The sequence below is a fragment of the Yoonia maritima genome, assembly GCF_002933395.1.
Classification (GTDB): Bacteria; Pseudomonadota; Alphaproteobacteria; order Rhodobacterales; family Rhodobacteraceae; genus Yoonia; species Yoonia maritima_A.
Genome location: NZ_PKFN01000009.1, coordinates 56117 through 75570 on the forward strand (window position 1 = coordinate 56117; position 19454 = coordinate 75570).

At 53.9% G+C, this 19454-nt stretch carries 17 protein-coding genes; 9 read left to right on the forward strand and 8 right to left on the reverse strand.

Going from position 1 to position 19454, the window contains the following annotated elements; genetic code table 11:
• Positions 1 to 6: 6 nt before the first annotated feature.
• From CYQ09_RS11445 to CYQ09_RS11455, 3 genes are all read right to left on the reverse strand, one after another.
• Positions 7 to 1044 carry a rod shape-determining protein gene (locus tag CYQ09_RS11445; RefSeq protein ID WP_045998371.1) on the reverse strand — a complete coding sequence of 346 codons (1038 nt, stop codon included), beginning with the start codon at positions 1042 to 1044 and terminating at the stop codon, positions 7 to 9.
• Positions 1045 to 1346: 302 nt separating this feature from the next.
• Entirely contained in the window at positions 1347 to 2906 is a 1560-nt protein-coding gene (locus CYQ09_RS11450; RefSeq protein WP_106745556.1) for a 2-isopropylmalate synthase, read from the reverse strand.
• 12 nt (positions 2907 to 2918) lie between these two features.
• A complete protein-coding gene (locus tag CYQ09_RS11455) occupies positions 2919 to 3275 on the reverse strand; it encodes a cupin domain-containing protein (RefSeq protein WP_106745557.1) in 357 nt (118 codons plus the stop codon).
• A 274-nt stretch (positions 3276 to 3549) separates the two neighbouring features.
• Between CYQ09_RS11455 and CYQ09_RS11460 the strand changes: the two genes are divergently transcribed.
• Together CYQ09_RS11460 and CYQ09_RS11465 are read left to right on the forward strand one after the other, a co-directional pair.
• Positions 3550 to 4215 carry an SDR family NAD(P)-dependent oxidoreductase gene (locus tag CYQ09_RS11460; protein WP_106745558.1) on the forward strand — a complete coding sequence of 222 codons (666 nt, stop codon included), beginning with the start codon at positions 3550 to 3552 and terminating at the stop codon, positions 4213 to 4215.
• Positions 4212 to 5735 carry a cryptochrome/photolyase family protein gene (locus tag CYQ09_RS11465; protein WP_106745559.1) on the forward strand — a complete coding sequence of 508 codons (1524 nt, stop codon included), beginning with the start codon at positions 4212 to 4214 and terminating at the stop codon, positions 5733 to 5735. The genes CYQ09_RS11460 and CYQ09_RS11465 overlap by 4 nt, the downstream gene beginning before the upstream one ends.
• Before the next feature lie 62 nt (positions 5736 to 5797).
• Here the strand turns inward: CYQ09_RS11465 and CYQ09_RS11470 are convergent, their stop codons facing one another.
• Positions 5798 to 7177 (reverse strand): MORN repeat-containing protein, encoded by a 1380-nt coding sequence (locus CYQ09_RS11470; RefSeq protein ID WP_106745560.1) that lies wholly within the window; start codon positions 7175 to 7177, stop codon positions 5798 to 5800.
• Positions 7178 to 7357: 180 nt separating this feature from the next.
• On the opposite strand from CYQ09_RS11470, the gene CYQ09_RS11475 reads away from it, so the two are divergent.
• The 4 genes from CYQ09_RS11475 (at position 7358) to gltX (ending at position 12403) form a co-directional block, all read left to right on the forward strand.
• Positions 7358 to 9019: an NAD+ synthase gene (locus CYQ09_RS11475; protein ID WP_106745561.1), complete on the forward strand. Its 1662-nt coding sequence runs from the start codon at positions 7358 to 7360 to the stop codon at positions 9017 to 9019.
• Positions 9020 to 9049: 30 nt separating this feature from the next.
• Positions 9050 to 9478 carry a DUF1801 domain-containing protein gene (locus CYQ09_RS11480; RefSeq protein WP_106745562.1) on the forward strand — a complete coding sequence of 143 codons (429 nt, stop codon included), beginning with the start codon at positions 9050 to 9052 and terminating at the stop codon, positions 9476 to 9478.
• Positions 9479 to 9579: 101 nt separating this feature from the next.
• Positions 9580 to 11052, forward strand: coding sequence for an MFS transporter (locus CYQ09_RS11485; protein WP_106745563.1), 1473 nt, complete (start codon positions 9580 to 9582; stop codon positions 11050 to 11052).
• Positions 11053 to 11080: 28 nt separating this feature from the next.
• Positions 11081 to 12403 carry a glutamate--tRNA ligase gene (gltX, locus tag CYQ09_RS11490; protein ID WP_106745564.1) on the forward strand — a complete coding sequence of 441 codons (1323 nt, stop codon included), beginning with the start codon at positions 11081 to 11083 and terminating at the stop codon, positions 12401 to 12403.
• Here gltX and CYQ09_RS11495 read toward each other — a convergent pair.
• Genes CYQ09_RS11495 through CYQ09_RS11505 form a run of 3 tightly spaced genes read right to left on the reverse strand, consistent with a single transcriptional unit; the run spans position 12400 to position 16135 of the window.
• Positions 12400 to 12948, reverse strand: a complete 549-nt coding sequence (locus tag CYQ09_RS11495; protein WP_106745565.1) for a gamma-glutamylcyclotransferase family protein — start codon at positions 12946 to 12948, stop codon at positions 12400 to 12402. The two genes, gltX and CYQ09_RS11495, sit on opposite strands and share 4 nt — an antisense overlap.
• On the reverse strand, positions 12945 to 15449 hold the full coding sequence (locus CYQ09_RS11500; protein WP_106745566.1) for an ABC transporter permease: 2505 nt from the start codon (positions 15447 to 15449) through the stop codon (positions 12945 to 12947). Before CYQ09_RS11500 ends, CYQ09_RS11495 begins: the two co-directional genes overlap by 4 nt.
• The gene (locus tag CYQ09_RS11505; protein WP_106745567.1) at positions 15446 to 16135 is read right to left on the reverse strand and encodes an ABC transporter ATP-binding protein; all 690 of its coding nucleotides are present in this window, start codon (positions 16133 to 16135) and stop codon (positions 15446 to 15448) included. The genes CYQ09_RS11500 and CYQ09_RS11505 overlap by 4 nt, the downstream gene beginning before the upstream one ends.
• On the opposite strand from CYQ09_RS11505, the gene CYQ09_RS11510 reads away from it, so the two are divergent.
• The 3 genes from CYQ09_RS11510 to CYQ09_RS11520 all read left to right on the forward strand — a co-directional run bounded on the left by CYQ09_RS11510 (position 16113) and on the right by CYQ09_RS11520 (position 17654).
• The gene (locus tag CYQ09_RS11510) at positions 16113 to 16817 is read left to right on the forward strand and encodes an arylesterase (RefSeq protein WP_239495924.1); all 705 of its coding nucleotides are present in this window, start codon (positions 16113 to 16115) and stop codon (positions 16815 to 16817) included. The two genes, CYQ09_RS11505 and CYQ09_RS11510, sit on opposite strands and share 23 nt — an antisense overlap.
• Positions 16818 to 16863: 46 nt before the next feature.
• Positions 16864 to 17067, forward strand: a complete 204-nt coding sequence (locus CYQ09_RS11515) for a dodecin family protein (RefSeq protein WP_106745569.1) — start codon at positions 16864 to 16866, stop codon at positions 17065 to 17067.
• Between the two features lie 191 nt (positions 17068 to 17258).
• Positions 17259 to 17654: a hypothetical protein gene (locus tag CYQ09_RS11520; RefSeq protein ID WP_162617660.1), complete on the forward strand. Its 396-nt coding sequence runs from the start codon at positions 17259 to 17261 to the stop codon at positions 17652 to 17654.
• Between the two features lie 139 nt (positions 17655 to 17793).
• On the opposite strand, the gene CYQ09_RS11525 is transcribed toward CYQ09_RS11520, so the two are convergent.
• Positions 17794 to 19395 carry a CRTAC1 family protein gene (locus tag CYQ09_RS11525; RefSeq protein WP_239495925.1) on the reverse strand — a complete coding sequence of 534 codons (1602 nt, stop codon included), beginning with the start codon at positions 19393 to 19395 and terminating at the stop codon, positions 17794 to 17796.
• Between the last annotated feature and the right edge of the window lie 59 nt (positions 19396 to 19454).

The window sequence follows — 19454 nt, forward strand, 5'->3', positions numbered from 1 at the left end:
TCTGACTTAGCTGTCGTAGTCGATCACGTGGCGCAGCTGTTTTTCATACTCAAGCGCGCGGCCCGTACCAAGTGCAACACAGTTGAGCGATTCATCTGCAACCGAAATCGCAAGGCCAGTTTGTTCGCGCAGCGCCAGATCAAGCTGACCCAATAGCGCGCCGCCACCTGTTAGCATGACACCGCGATCAACGATGTCCGCAGCAAGATCCGGCGGCGTTGCTTCCAGCGCGGTCATCACAGCTTCGCAAATTTGCTGCACAGGTTCTGCGAGCGCCTCGGCGACTTGGGCTTGGCTGATTTCAGTTTCCTTTGGGACACCGTTCAACAGGTCGCGTCCACGGATATGCATCGACTGGCCACGGCCATCGTCTGGCATACGTGCGGTGCCGATAGATGTCTTGATGCGTTCTGCAGTTGCTTCACCGATCAAAAGGTTATGCTGACGGCGTAGATAGTTGATGATCGCCTCATCCATGCGGTCACCACCGACGCGTACGGAACGGGCGTAAACGATGTCACCCAATGACAGAACCGCAACCTCGGTCGTACCACCACCGATGTCGACGACCATGTTACCTGTTGGGTCTGTAATCGGCATGCCAGCACCAATTGCAGCAGCAATCGGTTCGGCGATTAGGCCAGCGCGACGCGCACCTGCAGAAAGCACCGACTGGCGGATCGCACGTTTTTCGACCGGTGTTGCGCCATGCGGGACGCAGACGATGATCTTGGGTTTTGAAAACGTCGAACGGCGGTGAACCTTGCGGATAAAGTGTTTGATCATTTCTTCCGCAGTATCAAAGTCAGCGATCACACCATCGCGCATTGGGCGGATGGCTTCGATGCTGCCCGGGGTCCGGCCAAGCATCAGTTTTGCATCTTCACCGACAGCTAGGACCTTCTTCACGCCGTCTTTGACGTGGTAGGCGACAACCGAAGGCTCTGACAGAACGATGCCCTTGCCTTTGACGTAGACCAGCGTGTTCGCGGTCCCCAAATCGATCGCGATGTCTGAAGAAAATAATCCGCCGAAGCCTGCCATTTCGTGGTCTTCCGTTCTGATTGTGTTTTTTGCCGCGCCGTCCCGTGACGCCCATTGCCGATAGTTATACGGCGGCATGAACAGGGATAGAAGCCCTTCATTCAATGAACCAAGCGGCATTTCGCAGATTTAACTTTTGCGACATTTTTTGTTATATAACGCTGTAATTAAATGAAAACATATCACTTTTACAACTTATGTGGTGATCCGCGTGCAACAAGGCGCAAATCTGCGTCTTCACACAAACGAGAGCGGGCGGCCCACTTCATTAGGCCGCCCGCAATATTCGAGTCGAGATGACCTTAGCGATCCTTGTAGCTGACACCCTTTACATCGTACCCGGGCTCGGACTGTTCACGGCGAACAAGCAGGCGGTTCAGCGCGTTGATGTAGGCCTTGGCGCTGGCGACGACTGTGTCGGTGTCTGCGGACTGACCCGTCGCGATGCGACCTTCTTCTTCCATGCGCACTGATACTGTTGCCTGTGCGTCAGTGCCTTCGGTGACCGCTTGTACTTGGTACAGCTGCAAACGGGCACCGTGCGGGAACAGCGCCTTGACCGCGTTAAAGGTTGCATCGACAGGGCCGTCACCCGTGGCTGATGTTTTAACATCAGCGCCGTCGATCTCCATCACCATGTCGGCGGTTTGCGGACCTTCGGTGCCGCAAACAACGCGCAGCGATTTCAGTTTCAGGCGATCTTCGTCGCCGCTGTTTTGGTGCATCAGCGCCAGCAGGTCGTCGTCAAAGACTTCCTTCTTGCGGTCAGCCAAATCTTTGAAACGGACAAAGACATCTTTCAGCTGATTGTCGGCCAGATCATCAAAACCCAGCTCGTTCAGTTTCGCACGCAGCGCAGCACGGCCAGAGTGCTTGCCCAGTGGCAGTGATGTCCCAGATAGACCAACATCTTCGGGTTTCATGACTTCAAATGTTTCACGGTTTTTCAACATCCCGTCTTGGTGGATGCCGCTTTCGTGGGCGAATGCGTTCTTGCCAACGATGGCTTTGTTGAACTGCACCGCGAAACCAGACACCGCCGCAACACGGCGCGAGATGTTCATAATCTTGGTCGTGTCGATCCCGGTCTCATAGGGCATGATATCGTTGCGAACCTTCAGGGCCATGACGACCTCTTCCAGTGCGGTGTTGCCTGCACGCTCGCCCAGACCGTTGATCGTACATTCGATCTGACGCGCGCCACCTTCGACGGCAGCCAAAGAGTTCGCAGTCGCCATGCCCAGATCGTTGTGGCAGTGGGTCGCGAAAACTACTTCGTCCGCGCCGGGGACGGTCGCGATCAGGTTGCGGATCAGATCAGCGCTTTCGACGGGGGCGGTGTAGCCCACAGTGTCAGGCACGTTAATTGTGGTCGCGCCTGCCTTTATCGCGATCTCGACGGTGCGGCACAGGAAATCCCATTCAGTGCGGGTCGCATCCATAGGTGACCATTGCACGTTTTCACACAGGTTGCGGGCATGGGTGACTGTGTCGTGGATACGTTCGGCCATTTCATCCATGTTTAGGTTTGGAATGGCGCGGTGCAGTGGCGACGTGCCGATGAATGTATGGATGCGAGGAGATTTTGCGTGCTTCACGGCCTCCCAGCAGCGGTCGATATCTTTATAGTTTGCGCGGGCCAGACCACAGATCGTCGACGTTTTTGCCAAACGAGCGATTTCGCTGACGGCCTTAAAGTCACCTTCAGACGCGATCGGAAAACCAGCTTCGATAATATCGACGCCCATTTCGTCCAGCAGTTCAGCAATTTCTAGCTTTTCAGCATGTGTCATTGTCGCGCCCGGTGACTGTTCGCCGTCGCGCAGGGTGGTATCAAAAATCAGAACTTTATCTTTGGTCATCTGATCATTCCTTCAAATATGGTCTTTGGGGGCGGCGGGTCGATCCGCGTCGCCGGAATTTGGTTCACCTTGCGGTTCGATCAACAGCACTTTGGCTTCTTGATCTGCACGAGGGCGATGTACGACACCTTTGGGTACGATGAAAAGCTCACCGGCGTTAAAAGTCACACTTTCCGCGCCTTCAAGGTCCATTGTGACCTGACCGTCGATCACAAGAAAGAAATCGTCGGTGTTGTCGTGCTTGTGATACGGGAATTCGCCCTGAAACCTAACGACCATCACATCGTTGTTGTTATAGCTGGCGATCACTTTGGGATCCCAATGGCTGTCAAAAAGCGATAGCTTCTGCGCGAGATTAATGGCTTGCATGGTTTTTCCTAACTCTGATCGGGTGTTTTCAGCGCTGTATCTCAACTCCTCTGAGCACGCGCGCCAAACAAGGCCGCGCTCAGAGGCGAGTTAGGAGTAGGTCAAGGCCACGCGCAAACGGCGCCGGAAGGCGCTGCGGGTTTGCGATATGTTGGGCATTGAACATGGCGGTATTTATACGCGGGATTTCAACGTTGAAAAGCAAAAAAGCCAGATTGCAACGAAGTCATCAGCGAATACTGGTCGAAACGTTTGGTCGCGCTAAATCATCGCCATGGAAAATGCTTTAATAATTGGTGCCTCGGGCGGTATTGGTGGGGCGCTTGCAGCTGCGTTAGAAGCGCGCGGAGTGTCGGTCACAGCCCTGTCGCGATCTGTAGACGGATTTGACGTGGAACAGCCTGATCGCGCAGATGCAATGTTAGAACAGGTCACTGACCGTTACGATCTTATCATTGTTGCGTTGGGAATACTGGCACCGCCTGGCCAAACGCCCGAGAAAAGCCTTTCGGCGATAGATTATTCTGCCATGGCGCGTGTGTTTGCTGTAAATGCGGTTGGTCCTGCGATTGTTGCGCGTCATTTGCCACGGTTGTTACAGCGCGATACGCGTGCGGTCGTTGCCGTGTTGTCCGCGCGCGTTGGGTCAATTGGTGATAATCAGATTGGTGGATGGCATTCTTATCGTGCATCCAAGGCCGCGCTGAACCAAATCGTTCGGGGTGCCGCCATTGAGCTAAAGCGGACGCACCCAGAAACAATTTGTGTCGCGCTTCATCCGGGAACTGTGCGTACGGCATTTACCGAAAACTATGCGGCGCGACATAAAACAGTTGCAGCGACCAGTGCCGCTTCAGATTTGATGCATGTGATTGATGGGCTCTCGCCACAGCAGACTGGTGGGTTCTATGATTATTCTGGTGATGAGGTGCCGTGGTGAGGCTTGTTCTTGTGCTTGGTGATCAACTATCGCAGCAGTTATCCGCGTTACGCAAAGCAGACAAAAAAACCGATATTGTCGTCATGTCAGAGGTCATGGGCGAAGCGACCTATGTTCCGCACCACCCCAAAAAGATCGTGCTTGTTTTGGCCGCTATGCGTAAATTTGCGGAACAGCTGCGGCAAGACGGATGGCAGGTCGCATATAGTCAGCTGGATGATCCAGAGAACACAGGGTCAATCACAGGCGAGCTTATCCGACGCGCGGCAGAGTATGATGCCGCGGGCGTTGTTTACACAGAGCCCGGGGAATGGCGGTTAATCAACGCACTGGTCGCGTTGCCGTTGCGGACCCATTGCCTGTCTGATGATCGGTTTGTGGCAAGCCACGCTGAATTTGAAACATGGGCCGATGGACGCAAGGCCTTGCGGATGGAGTATTTCTATCGCGAGATGCGGCGCAAAACGGGGCTGTTGATGGATGGAGCAAAGCCAGAGGGCGGGAGGTGGAACTATGATCACGAAAACCGCAAACCTGCGACCGGTGCTGTTCACTATTCCGGCCCGGTGCAGTTTGAACATGACACAGTGGTTGCCGAAGTTATCGCATTAGTTGCCGATCAGTTTGGTGAAAATTTTGGATCGCTCCACCCATTCTGGTTTGCGACAGACATTGCACAGGCAAATGAACATCTGGATCATTGGCTTAAGTTTGGGCTGCCGCATTTCGGCGATTACCAAGATGCGATGCTCTTGGATGAACCATTTTTGTATCATGCGGTGGTCGGGCTTTATATGAATATCGGCTTGTTAGACCCGATTACAGTTTGTCAGAAAGTTGAGGCCGCATATCGTGCGGGCGATGCCCCTTTGAACGCGGCAGAGGGATTCATACGGCAAATCATTGGCTGGCGTGAATATATGCGCGGCATCTATTTCTTAGAGGGGCCAGATTACACGTCGCGGAATGCATTGGGTCATGATCGGTCTTTGCCCGCGATGTTTTGGGGCGCGCAGACCAAGATGAACTGCGTCGCGCAATCCGTGGCCCAGACCCGCGAAGAAGCTTATGCGCATCATATTCAACGCCTTATGGTTATCGGGAATTTCGCGTTGTTGGCCGGATTGGACCCCGAACAGGTTCACCAATGGTATTTGGCGGTCTATGCTGATGCCTTTGAGTGGGTTGAAGCACCGAACGTCATCGGGATGAGCCAATTTGCTGATGGCGGGATTATCGCGTCAAAGCCATATGTTTCGTCTGGGAATTACATTCACAAGATGTCGAACTATTGCGGAACGTGCAGTTACCGCGTTCAAGACAAGGCTGGGCCAACAGCCTGCCCGTTCAATATTTTGTACTGGGACTTTCTGCACCGCCATCGCGACCGGTTTTCTGGTAATGGGCGAATGGGGAATATCTATCGTGTGTGGGATCGCTTTGACGACGAAAAACAGACGACAATATTGTCAGATGCTGCAGACTGGCTATCGCGCTTAGATGCACAAGAACCAGTATAGCGAAACGACAAAGCCGCGCCTTTGATTATCAAGGGCGCGGCTTTGTCATGGTTTTCGCCGTTTTATTCGGTTGTTTCAGAAACCAACGCGCCGTCCGACCAAATGCCAGTGCTTTCTTGGCCTGTTGCATAGGTCATCGTGCCTTCTCCTTCGCGGCGACCGCGCACAAATGCACCTTCATAGACGTCGCCGTTGGCATAGGTTGCAAGACCTTGACCATTGATCATGCCTTCGCTCCAGTCGCCAACAAAGTTAAAGCCATCCGGAAGAGTGATCTCGCCTTTGCCATTGCGCTGGTTGTTTGAAAATTCACCGATGTAAATGGTGCCGTCAGCATAGACCGCGCGCCCCATGCCATTGCGCTGACCTTCGGACCATTGCCCTTCGTAGGTGTAGCCATCGGTATACGTCATTTTGCCTTGGCCATGGTTTTTAGCATTCAGGAATTCGCCTTCGTAAACCAGACCATTGATGAATGTCGCAACGCCCGAGCCGCTGATTACACCGTTGTCCCAGTCACCTTCGTAGGTCGATCCGTCTGGGTATGTCATTATACCCGTGCCATGCGCGAGATCATCGACAAAGCTGCCGACATAGACTGAACCGTCGGGGTAGGTAGCTTCGCCGCTACCTTCGATTTGGCCTTCGACCCAGTCACCTACATAAACATAACCATCCGCGCCGCGCAGGGTTCCCGTTCCGTGACGTTGATCGTTTGCAAACATACCTGTGTAAACGTCGCCATTTGCGTAAGTAACGGTGCCTTCACCTTCGCGTTTGCTTTCGACGAAGTTGGCGTCGTAGACATCACCATTTGTTTGGGTCAACTTGCCTTGGCCCTGAATTTGGCCATCCACCCATTCACCGCTGTAGATAACGCCATCCGCCATAGTCATTGTACCGATGCCATCACGTTCGCCCGCGACAAGCGAGCCTTCGTACACGGCGCCATCAGGATAAGTGATTCGCCCTTGGCCTTCTTTGATGCCATTGACCCACTCGCCTGTGTACACATAGCCGCTTTCGCTCGTCATTGTGCCAGTGCCGTGGTACATCGCGTTGCGGAATTCGCCTTCGTAGGTCAGGCCGTTTGCGTAATTTGAAACCCCTTGGCCGGTGATGTTTCCATCGACCCAGTCACCTTCGAATGTCCCGCCATCTGCAAATGTGATTCGACCTTTGCCTTCTGGCTTGCCTGCAACGAATTCGCCCTCATAGACGGATCCATTTGCAAAGCGTGCAATCCCTTGGCCGCGGATTTCGCCATTGACCCATTCGCCCGTGTATTCATAGCCCGTAGGAAGACGGTAAGTCCCGGTACCGTGCTGCTTTCCATCAAGGAATTCACCTTCGTAGACGCCGCCGTCGTCATATTGCTTTGTTTGGACTGTTTGCGCATGTGCGCTAGTCGCCAACCCAACCGTAAGCAGGGCCACCGCCATTGTCTTTGGTAATCCAAACGTCTTCATTCGTGTACTCCGATCACTTGCTCGCACTGCAGCTTATGAAAGGTGCTGCATCCTGACAACGGTTAAGGTTGCACAATGCATGCATTGTTTTGCAGCCGTCTTTCTAATACGCGTCATTCTGCTACATAAATTGCGGTGAATTAGGACAAAACTATGACGAAAATGTTCCGCCTTACGATGGCTCAGCTGAATCCCGCCGTTGGTGATCTGTCCGGCAATGCGCAGCTTGCGCGTGATGCATGGGCGGCCGGCCGTGAAGCAGGTGCAGACATGGTCGCATTGCCTGAAATGTTCATCACTGGATATCAGACGCAAGACTTGGTTCAAAAGCCTGCGTTTGTTGCCGATGCCATGGCGCATATCATGTTGCTTGCTGCTGATTGCGCCGATGGCCCGGCGCTTGCGATTGGTGGCCCGCAGTTTGACGAAGATCGTCTATACAATTGCTACTTTATTTTACGTGGCGGCGAAGTCGTGGCGCGGATGAAGAAACATTTCCTGCCGAACTTTAATGTCTTCGACGAAGTGCGCCTGTTTAAGAGTGATGATATTTCTGGCCCCTATGTGGTTTCGGATGGTCCGCGTCTTGGTAGCCCGATTTGCGAAGATGCATGGTATCCTGATGTCGCCGAGGCCATGGTTGAAACCGGGGCGGAAATTTTGGTGGTCCCCAATGGGTCACCTTACTTTCGCAATAAGTTCCCAATCCGCTTAAATAATATGGTCGCGCGTGTCGTCGAAAATGACGTTCCACTGGTCTACATCAACATGGTTGGTGGACAGGATGATCAGGTGTTTGACGGCGGATCGTTCGTTTTGAACCGAGGTGGTAAGCTGGCCATGCAAATGCCTGTTTTACAAAGCGCGATTTCTCATGTCGATTTCAAACAGACTGATGACGGGTGGGAAGCGTTACCGGGTGAAATGGCGACGTTGCCCGACGACATCGCCCAAGATTATCAGGTGATGGTTATCGGTTTGCGTGATTATATGCGCAAGACTGGTTTCAAGAAGGTTCTGTTAGGCCTATCAGGCGGAATTGACAGTGCGATTGTTGCCGCGATTGCGACCGATGCGCTGGGAGCTGAAAACGTGCGCTGTGTGATGCTTCCGTCTGAATATACATCGCAAGGGTCGTTGGACGATGCGGCGAAGGCGGCGGATGCGCTGGGCGTGAAATATGATATCGTCAATATCGCGGGCCCGCGCGCCGCAGTGACCGAGGCCTTGGCCCCATTGTTTGGCGACATGCCTTCCGATCTGACCGAAGAAAATATTCAGTCCCGTATTCGTGGGCTGCTGCTGATGGCGCAGTCAAACAAGTTTGGCGAGATGCTTTTGACGACGGGCAATAAATCCGAAGTCGCAGTTGGTTACGCCACGATCTATGGCGATATGGCGGGCGGATATAACCCGATCAAAGACATGTATAAAACGCGCGTCTTTGAAACATGCCGCTGGCGGAACGCAAACCACCGCGATTGGATGAAAGGCCCAGAGGGAGAAGTGATTCCCGTTGCGATCATCGACAAGCCGCCATCGGCTGAACTGCGTCCTGATCAAAAGGACGAAGACAGCTTGCCGCCTTACGACATTCTGGATGGTATCCTAACGATGCTGGTCGATGATGAAGCGTCCGTCGCGGATTGCGTCGCCGCTGGCTATGATCGCGACACCGTCAAACGAGTAGAGCATCTGATCTACATAAGCGAATACAAGCGTTTCCAGTCGGCACCTGGTCCGAGACTGTCAAGCCGGGCGTTCTGGCTTGATCGTCGTTATCCGATTGTGAACCGGTGGCGTGACAATAAATGACAAATTGCAGGGTTTGGGTTAAGTTGCGGCATGGCCGACAACAAAACCCAACCCACTGCTCAGGTGGTTTCAGAGTTCATTACAACGGTTGAGCCACATCGCAAACGCGACGATGCGGTTGCGTTGGATGCATTATTCCAAAAAATCACTGGCTGGCCGCCTCGGATGTGGGGCCCCTCAATTATTGGGTATGGGCAATATCACTATACTTACGACAGCGGCCGCGAAGGCAATTTTTTGGCCACGGGATTTAGCCCGCGCAAAGCAAATTTGGTTATCTATATCATGCCGGGATACACAGATTTTAGCGTAATCTTAGGGCGTTTGGGTAAACACAAATTGGGCAAGTCATGCCTGTATATCAATAAACTGTCGGATATTGATATCGACGTGCTTGCCGAACTTATCCAAGCGGGGATTGATGATTTAGGCAGACGTTGGCCCATCACGGCCGAGTGAACACGCCTATTTTGCCGTAGACATAACGTGTTGAAGGATTAAGTCTTAGCCGTGGCGCTGCACTGCAGCGCCGATTTTCATTTAGCCTTAGGTATTCCCAAATGACTGCACCAGACGAACCCGCATTGCTTCCTGGCCGTTGGGTCGCGATGGCTGCTTTGTTGATGGCCAACTTTATCAACCTTCTAGACGTGAGCATCGTCAACGTCGCCCTTCCCAGTATGCAACACGCATTTGATGCGACCGATAGTCAGATCGAATGGGTCGTTGCTGTCTATATTCTAACCTTTGCCTTGCTTTTGTTGCCGATGGGGCGGCTTGGCGATGTTGTTGGACGGCGGCGCATGTTTTTGTCAGGGGTATGCGTGTTCACGGTTGGATCGACGCTATGTGGGATGGCACCTAGCATCGGGACCTTAGTTGGGGCGCGTGTCATTCAAGGCATCGGTGGGGCGATGATGATCCCGCAAACGATGGCCATTGTCCCGGCACTATTTCCGCCACGTGAACGCGGGCTGGCTTTTGCGTTGTTTGGCTTGTCTGCTGGGTTGGCGTCGGTTGCGGGGCCACTGATTGGCGGGATGTTGATTGCTGTCGATCTGTGGGGCCTTGATTGGCGTCCCATTTTCCTAGTGAATATCCCTGTCGGGATCATTGCGATTGTCGCGACCCTAAGGTTTGTGCCGTCCTTAGAAGGAAATAAGGCGCTGCGGCTTGATTTTATCGGTATCGGGATTGCAGCTGTGGCGCTGCTACTTGTCCTTTTTCCTTTGATCGAAGGGCGTCAGGTCGGTTGGCCATGGTGGTGTTGGGCTATGATGGTCGCATCACTACCGCTCATCTATGCTTTTGTGACGTGGCAAAAGACCCAAGCTGCGAATGGTCGCCCACAATTGGTCCCCGCGAGCTTGCTTGAGAATTCCGGCTTTGTCCGAAGTGTTGGCCTTGCGACGATGTTGTTTTCAGGGATGCCGGGGTTCTTTTTGACATTGGCAATGTTGCTGCAGGTGGGGAACGGGCTGACCCCTCTCGAATCTGGGATCACCACGCTTCCGTTCTCTGTTGGGGTGCTGATTGCGTCGTTTATCTCGGGTAAACTTGGCGTGCGCTTTCCCCGCGAACGCGTTTGCGCCGGAGCCTTGATGATGGGCGGCGGGATGACCGCACTTCAGTTTTTGATCCCAGGCGCGGGCGAGGAGCTGTCGCGCATCGCACTGACGCCTGCGCTGATTATTGCGGGTATTGGTCTGGGGACAGCAGTTTCGCCGCTATTTCAGACAGTTTTATCGCATGTCGACGGCCAGGATACTGGGTCTGCCTCAGGTGCGATGCAGGCATTTGTCCAAGTTGGCGGCGCGCTTGGGCTGGCCGTCATGGGCGAGTTGTTCTTTGCCACGGTGCAGCGGGAATTGCCCGGTGCGTTGGATCCGGCAGCGGTTTACACGCACGGGTTCTCGCTTGCGATCATGTTTTCGACGACGGTTTTCTTCTTGCTGGCACTTTTGGTGTGGCGTTTACCTGTGCCAAACCTTGGCGAAACTGCCCCAACGGTAGACAAACCGCACCTAGTATGAGAAGGGCGTGCCAACAGGAGAATGCGTTATGACAGTCACGAGATTCGCCCCATCGCCAACTGGATGGATACACATCGGTAACTTGCGCGCTGCGCTATTCAACTATGCGATCGCACGTCAGAATGGTGGTCAGTTTGTACTACGTATTGACGACACCGACGGCGAGCGTTCCAAAGAGGAATACGTCGAAGGTATCAAAGCCGATCTTACATGGCTGGGTATCAAGTGGGATCGGGTTGAGCGCCAGTCACTGCGAATGGACCGTTACGAGATCGCCAAACAGCGCCTAATCGAGATGGGCCGTTTGTACGAATGCTTTGAAACACCAGTTGAACTGGACCTTAAGCGCAAGAAGCAGCTGAACATGGGCAAGCCGCCGGTTTATGACCGCGCAGCACTGTCGCTGACAGAAGCTGAAAAAGACGCGCTGCGCGCTGAACGCGGTTCGCATTGGCGCTTTAAGCTGGATCTGGAACGGATCGAATGGAACGACGGGATTATCGGTGACATCTCTATTGATGCGTCATCCGTGAGCGATCCTGTGCTGTTCAAAAACGGTGGCCAAATTCTGTATACTCTGGCGTCGGTCGTTGATGATGTCGAAATGGAAATCACCGATGTTGTGCGTGGGTCAGATCACGTGACCAACACGGCAACGCAAATTCAGATCATGCAAGCGCTGGGCGGCACCCCGCCACGCTTTGCACACCATTCGCTGCTGACCGGCCCCCAAGGCGAGGCGCTTTCGAAACGTCTTGGCACATTGGCGCTGCGTGATTTGCGTGAATCTGGTATCGCAGCCGAGGCCGTTTTGTCGCTGATGGCACGTCTTGGATCATCTGATCCTGTGGAATTGCGCGCGAATATCGACGAAGTGATCGCCGGGTTTGATATTTCCAAGTTTGGATCTGCACCGACAAAATTTGATGCTGCTGACCTTGGCCCGCTGACTGCACGCCACCTTGCAACACTTTCTCATGAAGCTGTTGCCGACACGATCAGCGCAGCTGGCGTACCGGACGAATTGGCCGAGCCATTCTGGAAAGTCGTTCGTGACAACATCAATACACTTGGTGAAGTCGCTGGTTGGTGGGACCTATTCCGCGATGGTGCGACGCCGCTTGTCGATGATGAGGATCGTGAATTCATCTCTCAGGCGTTCTATCTGTTGGACAACCCACCTTACACGAGCGAGACTTGGGGAAATTGGACGAACCTTGTGAAAACCGAAACTGGTCGCAAAGGTCGCGGTCTTTTCATGCCGTTGCGCAAGGCGGTCACCGGGCTAGAACGCGGACCAGAGATGGCAGACGTTATGCCGCTTTTGCAGGTTAAACCGACGCTGGGCTAAGCCCGGGTCACGTTTCGTAGATGACGATCAACAAGGGCGGTTTCGCCCTTGTTTAGTTTTTGGTGACGCGCATAGCGCGGTGCGCTTCGGTCATCCAAAACTGGCCCCCAGCCATCAGTAGTTTCGAAAAATGCGGCAACACCAGCGGTGCCGAACATTTGTAGATATCCCTGCACCACAACATCCAAATAGGTTAGCAAGATCGGATGCGAGACCGACGGCGCGGCATGAAGCGTTTTATTAACTTGGTACACTGCGGTCGCAGTTTGCAGGCCGTTGTGTTTGGTTTGCTCCGTTACATCATGTCGCCGATACGCCGCTTCGCGTTCATCAAGCGCGGCCCAATCCGCATTGGGTACACGAGCAACAACACCTGCGATTTCACTTTGATCGTCAGGGATGACGGATAAATAGGCCACTTCACGTGTCGTCGTGCTTTGCCAGACCCTCCGCCACCCGGATAAAACTGCCGGGCGTGGTTCTTGGTAATCATGCGTGGATAGATTCACGAGGCTACCGTAACCAAAGAATGCTGGATCGTTCATTCGCGTGCTCGTAAGATTTGGGCAGGTTTCGCGGCCAGTGATCGCCAAGCAAAGCCAAGGCCCGCCAGCGTAGACGCAAGAATTCCACCGATGATAATGAGAAATGCATTCGGCCAGATGACGCTAAAGCTTGCTTCCATGATGTAGGTCATGACCGCCCATCCGCCTAGAATGCCAGCGCCCAATGCGACGATCCCTGCGGCAAACCCCAGCAGGGCGGATCGCAGCGCGAAACTGATCAGAATGCGCCGACGCGATGCGCCAAGCGTCTTTAGCACTGCGGCCTCAAATGTGCGGGCACGTTCTCCGGCTGCGGCTGCGCCGATAAGTACCAAGAACCCGGTAATCAGCGTGATCAAAGCGCCATATCGCGTTGCGGCCGCGATCCCGCCGATCAGTTCTATGACTTGGTCAATTGCGTCACGTATGCGGATTGCTGTGATGTTAGGATAGGCCGTGGCGAGGTCGCGAAGGATTGCAGCCTCGGCCTGTTCTTCTGCATAGACCGTCGCGATCCAGCTATGCGGCGCACCTGCCAGTGCGGCCTGATTTAGCGCAAGGACAAACCCAATTCCGGCGTCTTCCCATGTGACATTGCGAAAGCTGGTGATCGTTCCGGTGATGTCGCGGCCCAACACGTTCACGGTCATCGTGTCGCCCAGTTCCAACCCCATCTCGGCTGCTTCTTCTTGGGAAAAGCTGATTTGGGGCGGGCCGTCATAGCCTTCGGCCCACCATTCACCTGCGGTGACCTCAGTCCCGGTTGGTTGGCCATCGGCGTAGGTGATGCCGCGATCCCCTTGAACGACCCAATGCCCGCCAGCTGCTCTTTGGGCCGATTGGCCGTTGATCTGCGTGATCACGCCGCGCAGCATTGGGGCGGTTTCAACTTTATTGACGGCTGGGTCACCATCCAGCCGCGCGTTAAATCCGTCGATTTGATCCGGTTGAATATCGACAAAGAAATAGCTTGGGGCCACGGCAGGCAATTCGTCTGTGAACGATTGCTGCAAATTCCCGTCGATCTGCCCAACCGAGGCAAGGACGGTTAGCCCAAGCCCAAGCGAAAGAACCACCGAAGTGGCCTCGCCACCTTGTGCGCCAATGGAGCCAAGCGCCAACCGTAGGGCAGGGCGGCCTCTTGCCGTTGTGCGCAGCCGTCGTGCAACCCAGCGGATTATGATCGCCGCGATTACAAGGATAAACAGCGACCCTGCGATGCCTCCTGCCGTCCACAGTGTAAGGAACGCTGTTCCAGAAAACTTGACCGCAGCCGCGACGAGTACGATGACCAATGCAGTTAATGTGCTTAGGTACTTTCGTGGCGGCAGCGTTCTGGCACTGCCTAAGGCATCGCGGAACAGGGTCGCTGCGCGGATGTCTTCGGTCTTGGCAAGTGGCCATAGTGTAAAGATCAGCGCGGCAAGAACACCGTAAACGGCTGCCTCGATTAACGGCTGTGAATAGACTTTGAAAACTGCAGGGATGGGCAGGCGTGCCTCGATCACTGGCGCGAACAATACTGGCAGACCCGCGCCCAAGACTAAGCCAATACAGATACCAAACAGCGCGAGTACGCCGATCTGGATAAAGTAGGTCTGAAAGATGGTCGCCCTAGTTGCACCCAGTGTTTTTAGCGTCGCGATAACGTTTGTCTTACCTGCGAGGTAAGCCCTTACTGCGGCGGAAACGCCCACGCCGCCAACCGCCAACCCGGACAAGCCAACAAGGATCAGAAACGCGCCAATCCTATTTACAAATTGTGCCGTGCCACCGGCGCCCCGCCGACTATCGCGCCAGCGTAATCCAACGTCGCGAAATTGGCGCATAGCATCACGGCGCAATGCGGGCAGATTGGCCCCATCAGGCAGATCCAGCCGGTAATTGGTGGAAAACAACGTACCTTCGTTCAGCAGCCCAGAATTCGACAAAGCGTCTGTTAGAACGATTGTGCGCGGCCCTAGGCCAAAGCCACCAGCCGCATTGTCGGGGTAACGGTCCAGAAAGGCGCGAAGCGTGAAATCTTGTGTGCCCAACCGAAATCCATCACCGGGTTTCAGGCCAAGACGGTCCGCAAGAACACGCTCCATCACGCCGCCATAATCGGCCAGTGCGTCTGCTAAGGGCATTGGCGGGTCTAGGGTGACCGACCCAATCAGTGGATATAGGTCATCAACCGCGCGAATTTGGGTAAGCCCGCGTTCATCCCCCACAACGGCCATCGACCTGAAATCAACGGTTTCCGAGATGTGATCAGCGATGCTGTTCAGCCACTCCAGCTCTGTATCTCGGGCAAAGCGATAGGTGAACTCGACCTCGGCATCGCCCCCCAAAAGGGCCGCGCCGTCGCGTTTTAGTCCGGCCTCGATCCCGGCACGCACGGTGCCAACGGCAGCAATTGCAGCCACACCCAGCGCAAGGCAGCCCAGAAAAACACGAAAACCACGCAGGCCACCGCGCAGTTCGCGCATGGCAAAGCGCGATGCGATCCGGATGCTCATTCTGCGGCCTGTGCTTGAGTTTCGATCCGACCGTCACGCAACCGTACAACGCGGTCACAACGCGCGGCCAATTCTGGTGCATGGGTTACCATGATCAGCGTGGCGCCGTGTTTGTCGCGCAGATCAAACAGCAGACTCATAATCGCCTGACCATTCGTTTCGTCAAGATTGCCAGTAGGTTCGTCAGCCAGCAAAATCCGAGGGCGTGGGGCTGATGCGCGGGCAAGCGCGACGCGCTGTTGTTCACCGCCCGACATTTGGCTGGGATAATGATTGATCCGGTCGCCAAGCCCCACCGCCTGCAATTCGGCCTCTGCCCGTCCAAAGGCATCCGCCGCACCGGCCAGTTCCAGTGGTGTAGCGACGTTTTCTAGCGCCGTCATCGTCGGGATCAGGTGGAAAGATTGGAACACCACCCCCATATTGTCCCTGCGAAAGCGCGCAAGCTGGTCTTCGTTCATCGTCGTTAGCTCTTGGCCAAGCGCCACGATGCTGCCAGACGTAGCCTGTTCCAGCCCGCCCATAAGCATAAGGAGTGACGACTTGCCCGACCCACTTGGCCCAACAAGGCCCAATGTTTCCCCAACCCCGACATCAAGTGATATGTCGTGCAGAATATCGACGCGCCCCGCATTCCCATCAAGTGAAAGATTAGTGTCGGAAATGGATAGAACAGGATCGGTCATGCAGGCGGCCTTTGGTCAAATCTGGTCTAATGGATATGGTGCGTCACGGTGGCTGCGCAACCTTACTATCGCGGTTTTACTAACAACTGGTTCTGTTCAGGCCGAAACTGTCACGATTGCTGCATTGGGTGACAGTCTGACGGCGGGTTATGGGCTGCAACAAAGCGATGGGTTTGTGGCTCAAATGCAAGCTTGGCTGAATGAACAAGGGGCCGACGTGCGTTTGATTAACGCGGGTGTGTCCGGCGACACAACGGCAGGCGGGCGTAGCAGGGTCGATTGGACACTGACCCCGGATGTTGATGCGATGATCATTGCACTTGGTGGCAACGACTATCTACGGGGGATCGACCCACAGGTAAGCCGCGATAACCTAGATGCGATCTTGGCCGCAGGGCAGGCCGCAGGTGTTCGCATGCTTTTGGTCGGGCTGGATGTTGGGGCGAATTACGGACCCGACTATGAAACGGCGTTTGAGCGGAACTATGTCGAACTCGCGGAAAAATACGACGTTCCGTTGTACCCTGACATGCTGAGCGGAATGCGCGCGCAGGCAAGTGATCCATCGCAACTGGGTGCTTTGCTTCAGGCAGATGGGCTGCACCCAAACCCGCGCGGAGTGGCATTAATCGTCCGAGATTTGGGACCGACCTTGTTAGAACTTGTCGCCACGGTTGAGTAGTTTAGAGTGTTTTCACTCAGAGGCCAAACATCTAAGAGGTAAAGTTATGTCTATTGCTAAGGTCACAGAAGTCATCTCAAGCTCATCAAAGTCATTTGATGATGCAGTCGAAAACGGCGTTAAGCGCGCGTCAAAAACGCTGAAGGGCATTACTGGTGCATGGGTTGCAGATCAGAAGGTCACGGTCTTAGACGGTGAAATCCAAGAATACCGTGTCGTTCTGAAAATCACGTTTGTTCTAGACGATTGATTGATAGATGGGGCGTTCCGTTTGGAGCGCCCTTTTTTGTTCAAATCGGCGCTCCCCTTAGGCGGTCGCTAAGAGGGGGGATACCCCGATTAGCAAGCGCCAAACCTGTCTGTAAACCGTCGGAAAAAAACTTGTGTTTTTTAATGCTAGCGAGGAGCATTTATCAATGTTGGTAATTGGCAAGACCCTCGGTGAGTAAAAACAATTTGAAACACTATCAAGTTTTTGTTCTTCAATTAATGGCTCAGCCCGCTGAAACATTAATTAATGATGGTCGGTGGAATATCGACGACATACCACTTGCGATTATTCAATCGTGGATGACTGCTTTCACAGAAATGGAAACAGGTGGAAGTTACACGTTGCTTCTTGGGTTTCCTGAGGAGGTGATTGAAATCGATAAATTGCTACGATCTAGAATAGATGATGGGACCCCAAAGAACTGGAAGAATTCTGAGCTTAAAACTGAACCAATGTGGGCAAAAATAAGGAATTTCGCAGGTAAACTACTTCTCAGTGAAGAAATCCCAGTTGATAATCCGGACCCAAGTGATTGGTATACTATCTTACCGGAAGAACTGCACTAATTCCTTTTTGCTCACATTTTGTGAGCGTGAGAATTAGAGAAACGACATATGAGATGGTGTCAAAACCCCTTCCCCATGTTGTGCTTTAGGGCTGATAGTCAGATTCGACTAAGCCCACACAGCAACAGTTGAACATTGTTTAGCGTCGGATTTTTTGGATCATCCGATCCGCGCTAATCGTCTCCCACGCGCTGATTGTCCCATCTGGCCAGATCACCCTGACCTCTGCAGTTTCATGCGCGCCAATCCCGAAGTGCAGGGGGAGGAGGCTGCCGCTGACATGTCCGCCGCCGACTGTGCGTTCGATGGTTTGTGTTCCGTCTGCTGTGCGGAGCTCGACGAAGGCTCCGATTGCGAAGGTGTTTGTATCAGTTTGACGTGGGTCTATGGCGATCCAGTGGCCGGTATCAACGCTCGTGTTTTGCCAAATTTCCAATGGTGCGCGGCGGTTGACGACGACGATATCCAGTAGTCCGTCTGCGTTCAAATCGGCCAGTCCGGCTCCGCGGGACCGTTCGGTCGTGCCAATACCTGCGATACCGGCGGTCTCGGTGAACGTGCCATCAGGGTTTTGCATCAGCAAGTTGTTAGGATCTAGCATTGCTAGGCCCGGCATCTGATCGACATTGCCTTTGGCGATGAATAAATCTGCCAAACCGTCATTGTTGATGTCAGCGAATTCGGCATGCCAACCAGTTGATGGGCGCCCGTCGTCGCCAGTAAATGGGCGTTGCGCGTAGGTTCCTGTCGCATAAGGGACAGGAGCGAATTGCTGGCCGTCGTTGAACATCAGCACCTGATCACCCATTGAGGTGAGCATGACATCGGGCTTACCATTGCCGGATACATCACGGCTTGCGATGCCCATGCCCCAGATACGCTGCACCGGCCAGCCGTCATCTTTACCAAACTCGCGCAGCGGGTCGAGTGCCCACATCTGTTCGTATCCGTCACGAACATAATACTGGCGGTCGTTCGATATCCGCAGCATTGGATTACCAGAACGTTGCCAGTCTGAAAACAACATCGAAAGCGGGCAAAAGCCGGGGGTAAGCGCGGTAGTTGCGCCATAGTGATCGCCTTCGGGGCGCAAGAGCCAATTCGTGTCGCAGGTTCCAAACGGCCCGTCGGGGTCTTTTGCATCAACATAGTTGCCAATGGCCAGTGTCGGTAGCGTCTGATTGTCTTCCCATGTGGCTGAAAAGGCTGTGGACCAACGGTTATCTTTGGGGAGGTTGAATGTGTCAGTTGCATCGCTGAATTGACAGTCACCTTGCCCCCGCAAAAGTACGTTGGGTCCGTTACGCAGTACCATAAGGTCAACAATGCCGTCGCTGTCTATATCGATTGGATATGCACCCGTCACGGCGAGAATCGGTTCAATATTGCCGGAGGTAAAGGCGATGTCAGCCTTTGAGGTGTTAATAAAAAGTTGCGCGGGGTTCGCGCCACCCGCCGCGAAGACCTCGGGAAGAGAATCGTTATTGCAGTCAAAAATGGCGACGCCGCCACCTACGAAATGCTCCCAGCCACCAGCATAGATATGTTCGGGCTTAAGGCTATAGTCACGGTTGACAAAGCGAGGTTGCGCATGAGCTGCCTGTGTTGCCACTGCAAAGGTTAACGCTATGATCAGCTTGCAAAAATCGCAGGATGTTAGGCGTGTGATCGCATCTTGTCTTTCCATAAGTAGCTGCTTGATGCGGGGGGGGATTGCGCGAAATGTATTATTTACAGACATTGTTTTTCCCTCTTGCAGTCACCGCTGATACGATGCAAATGCCCCCTGGCTTCGATAGG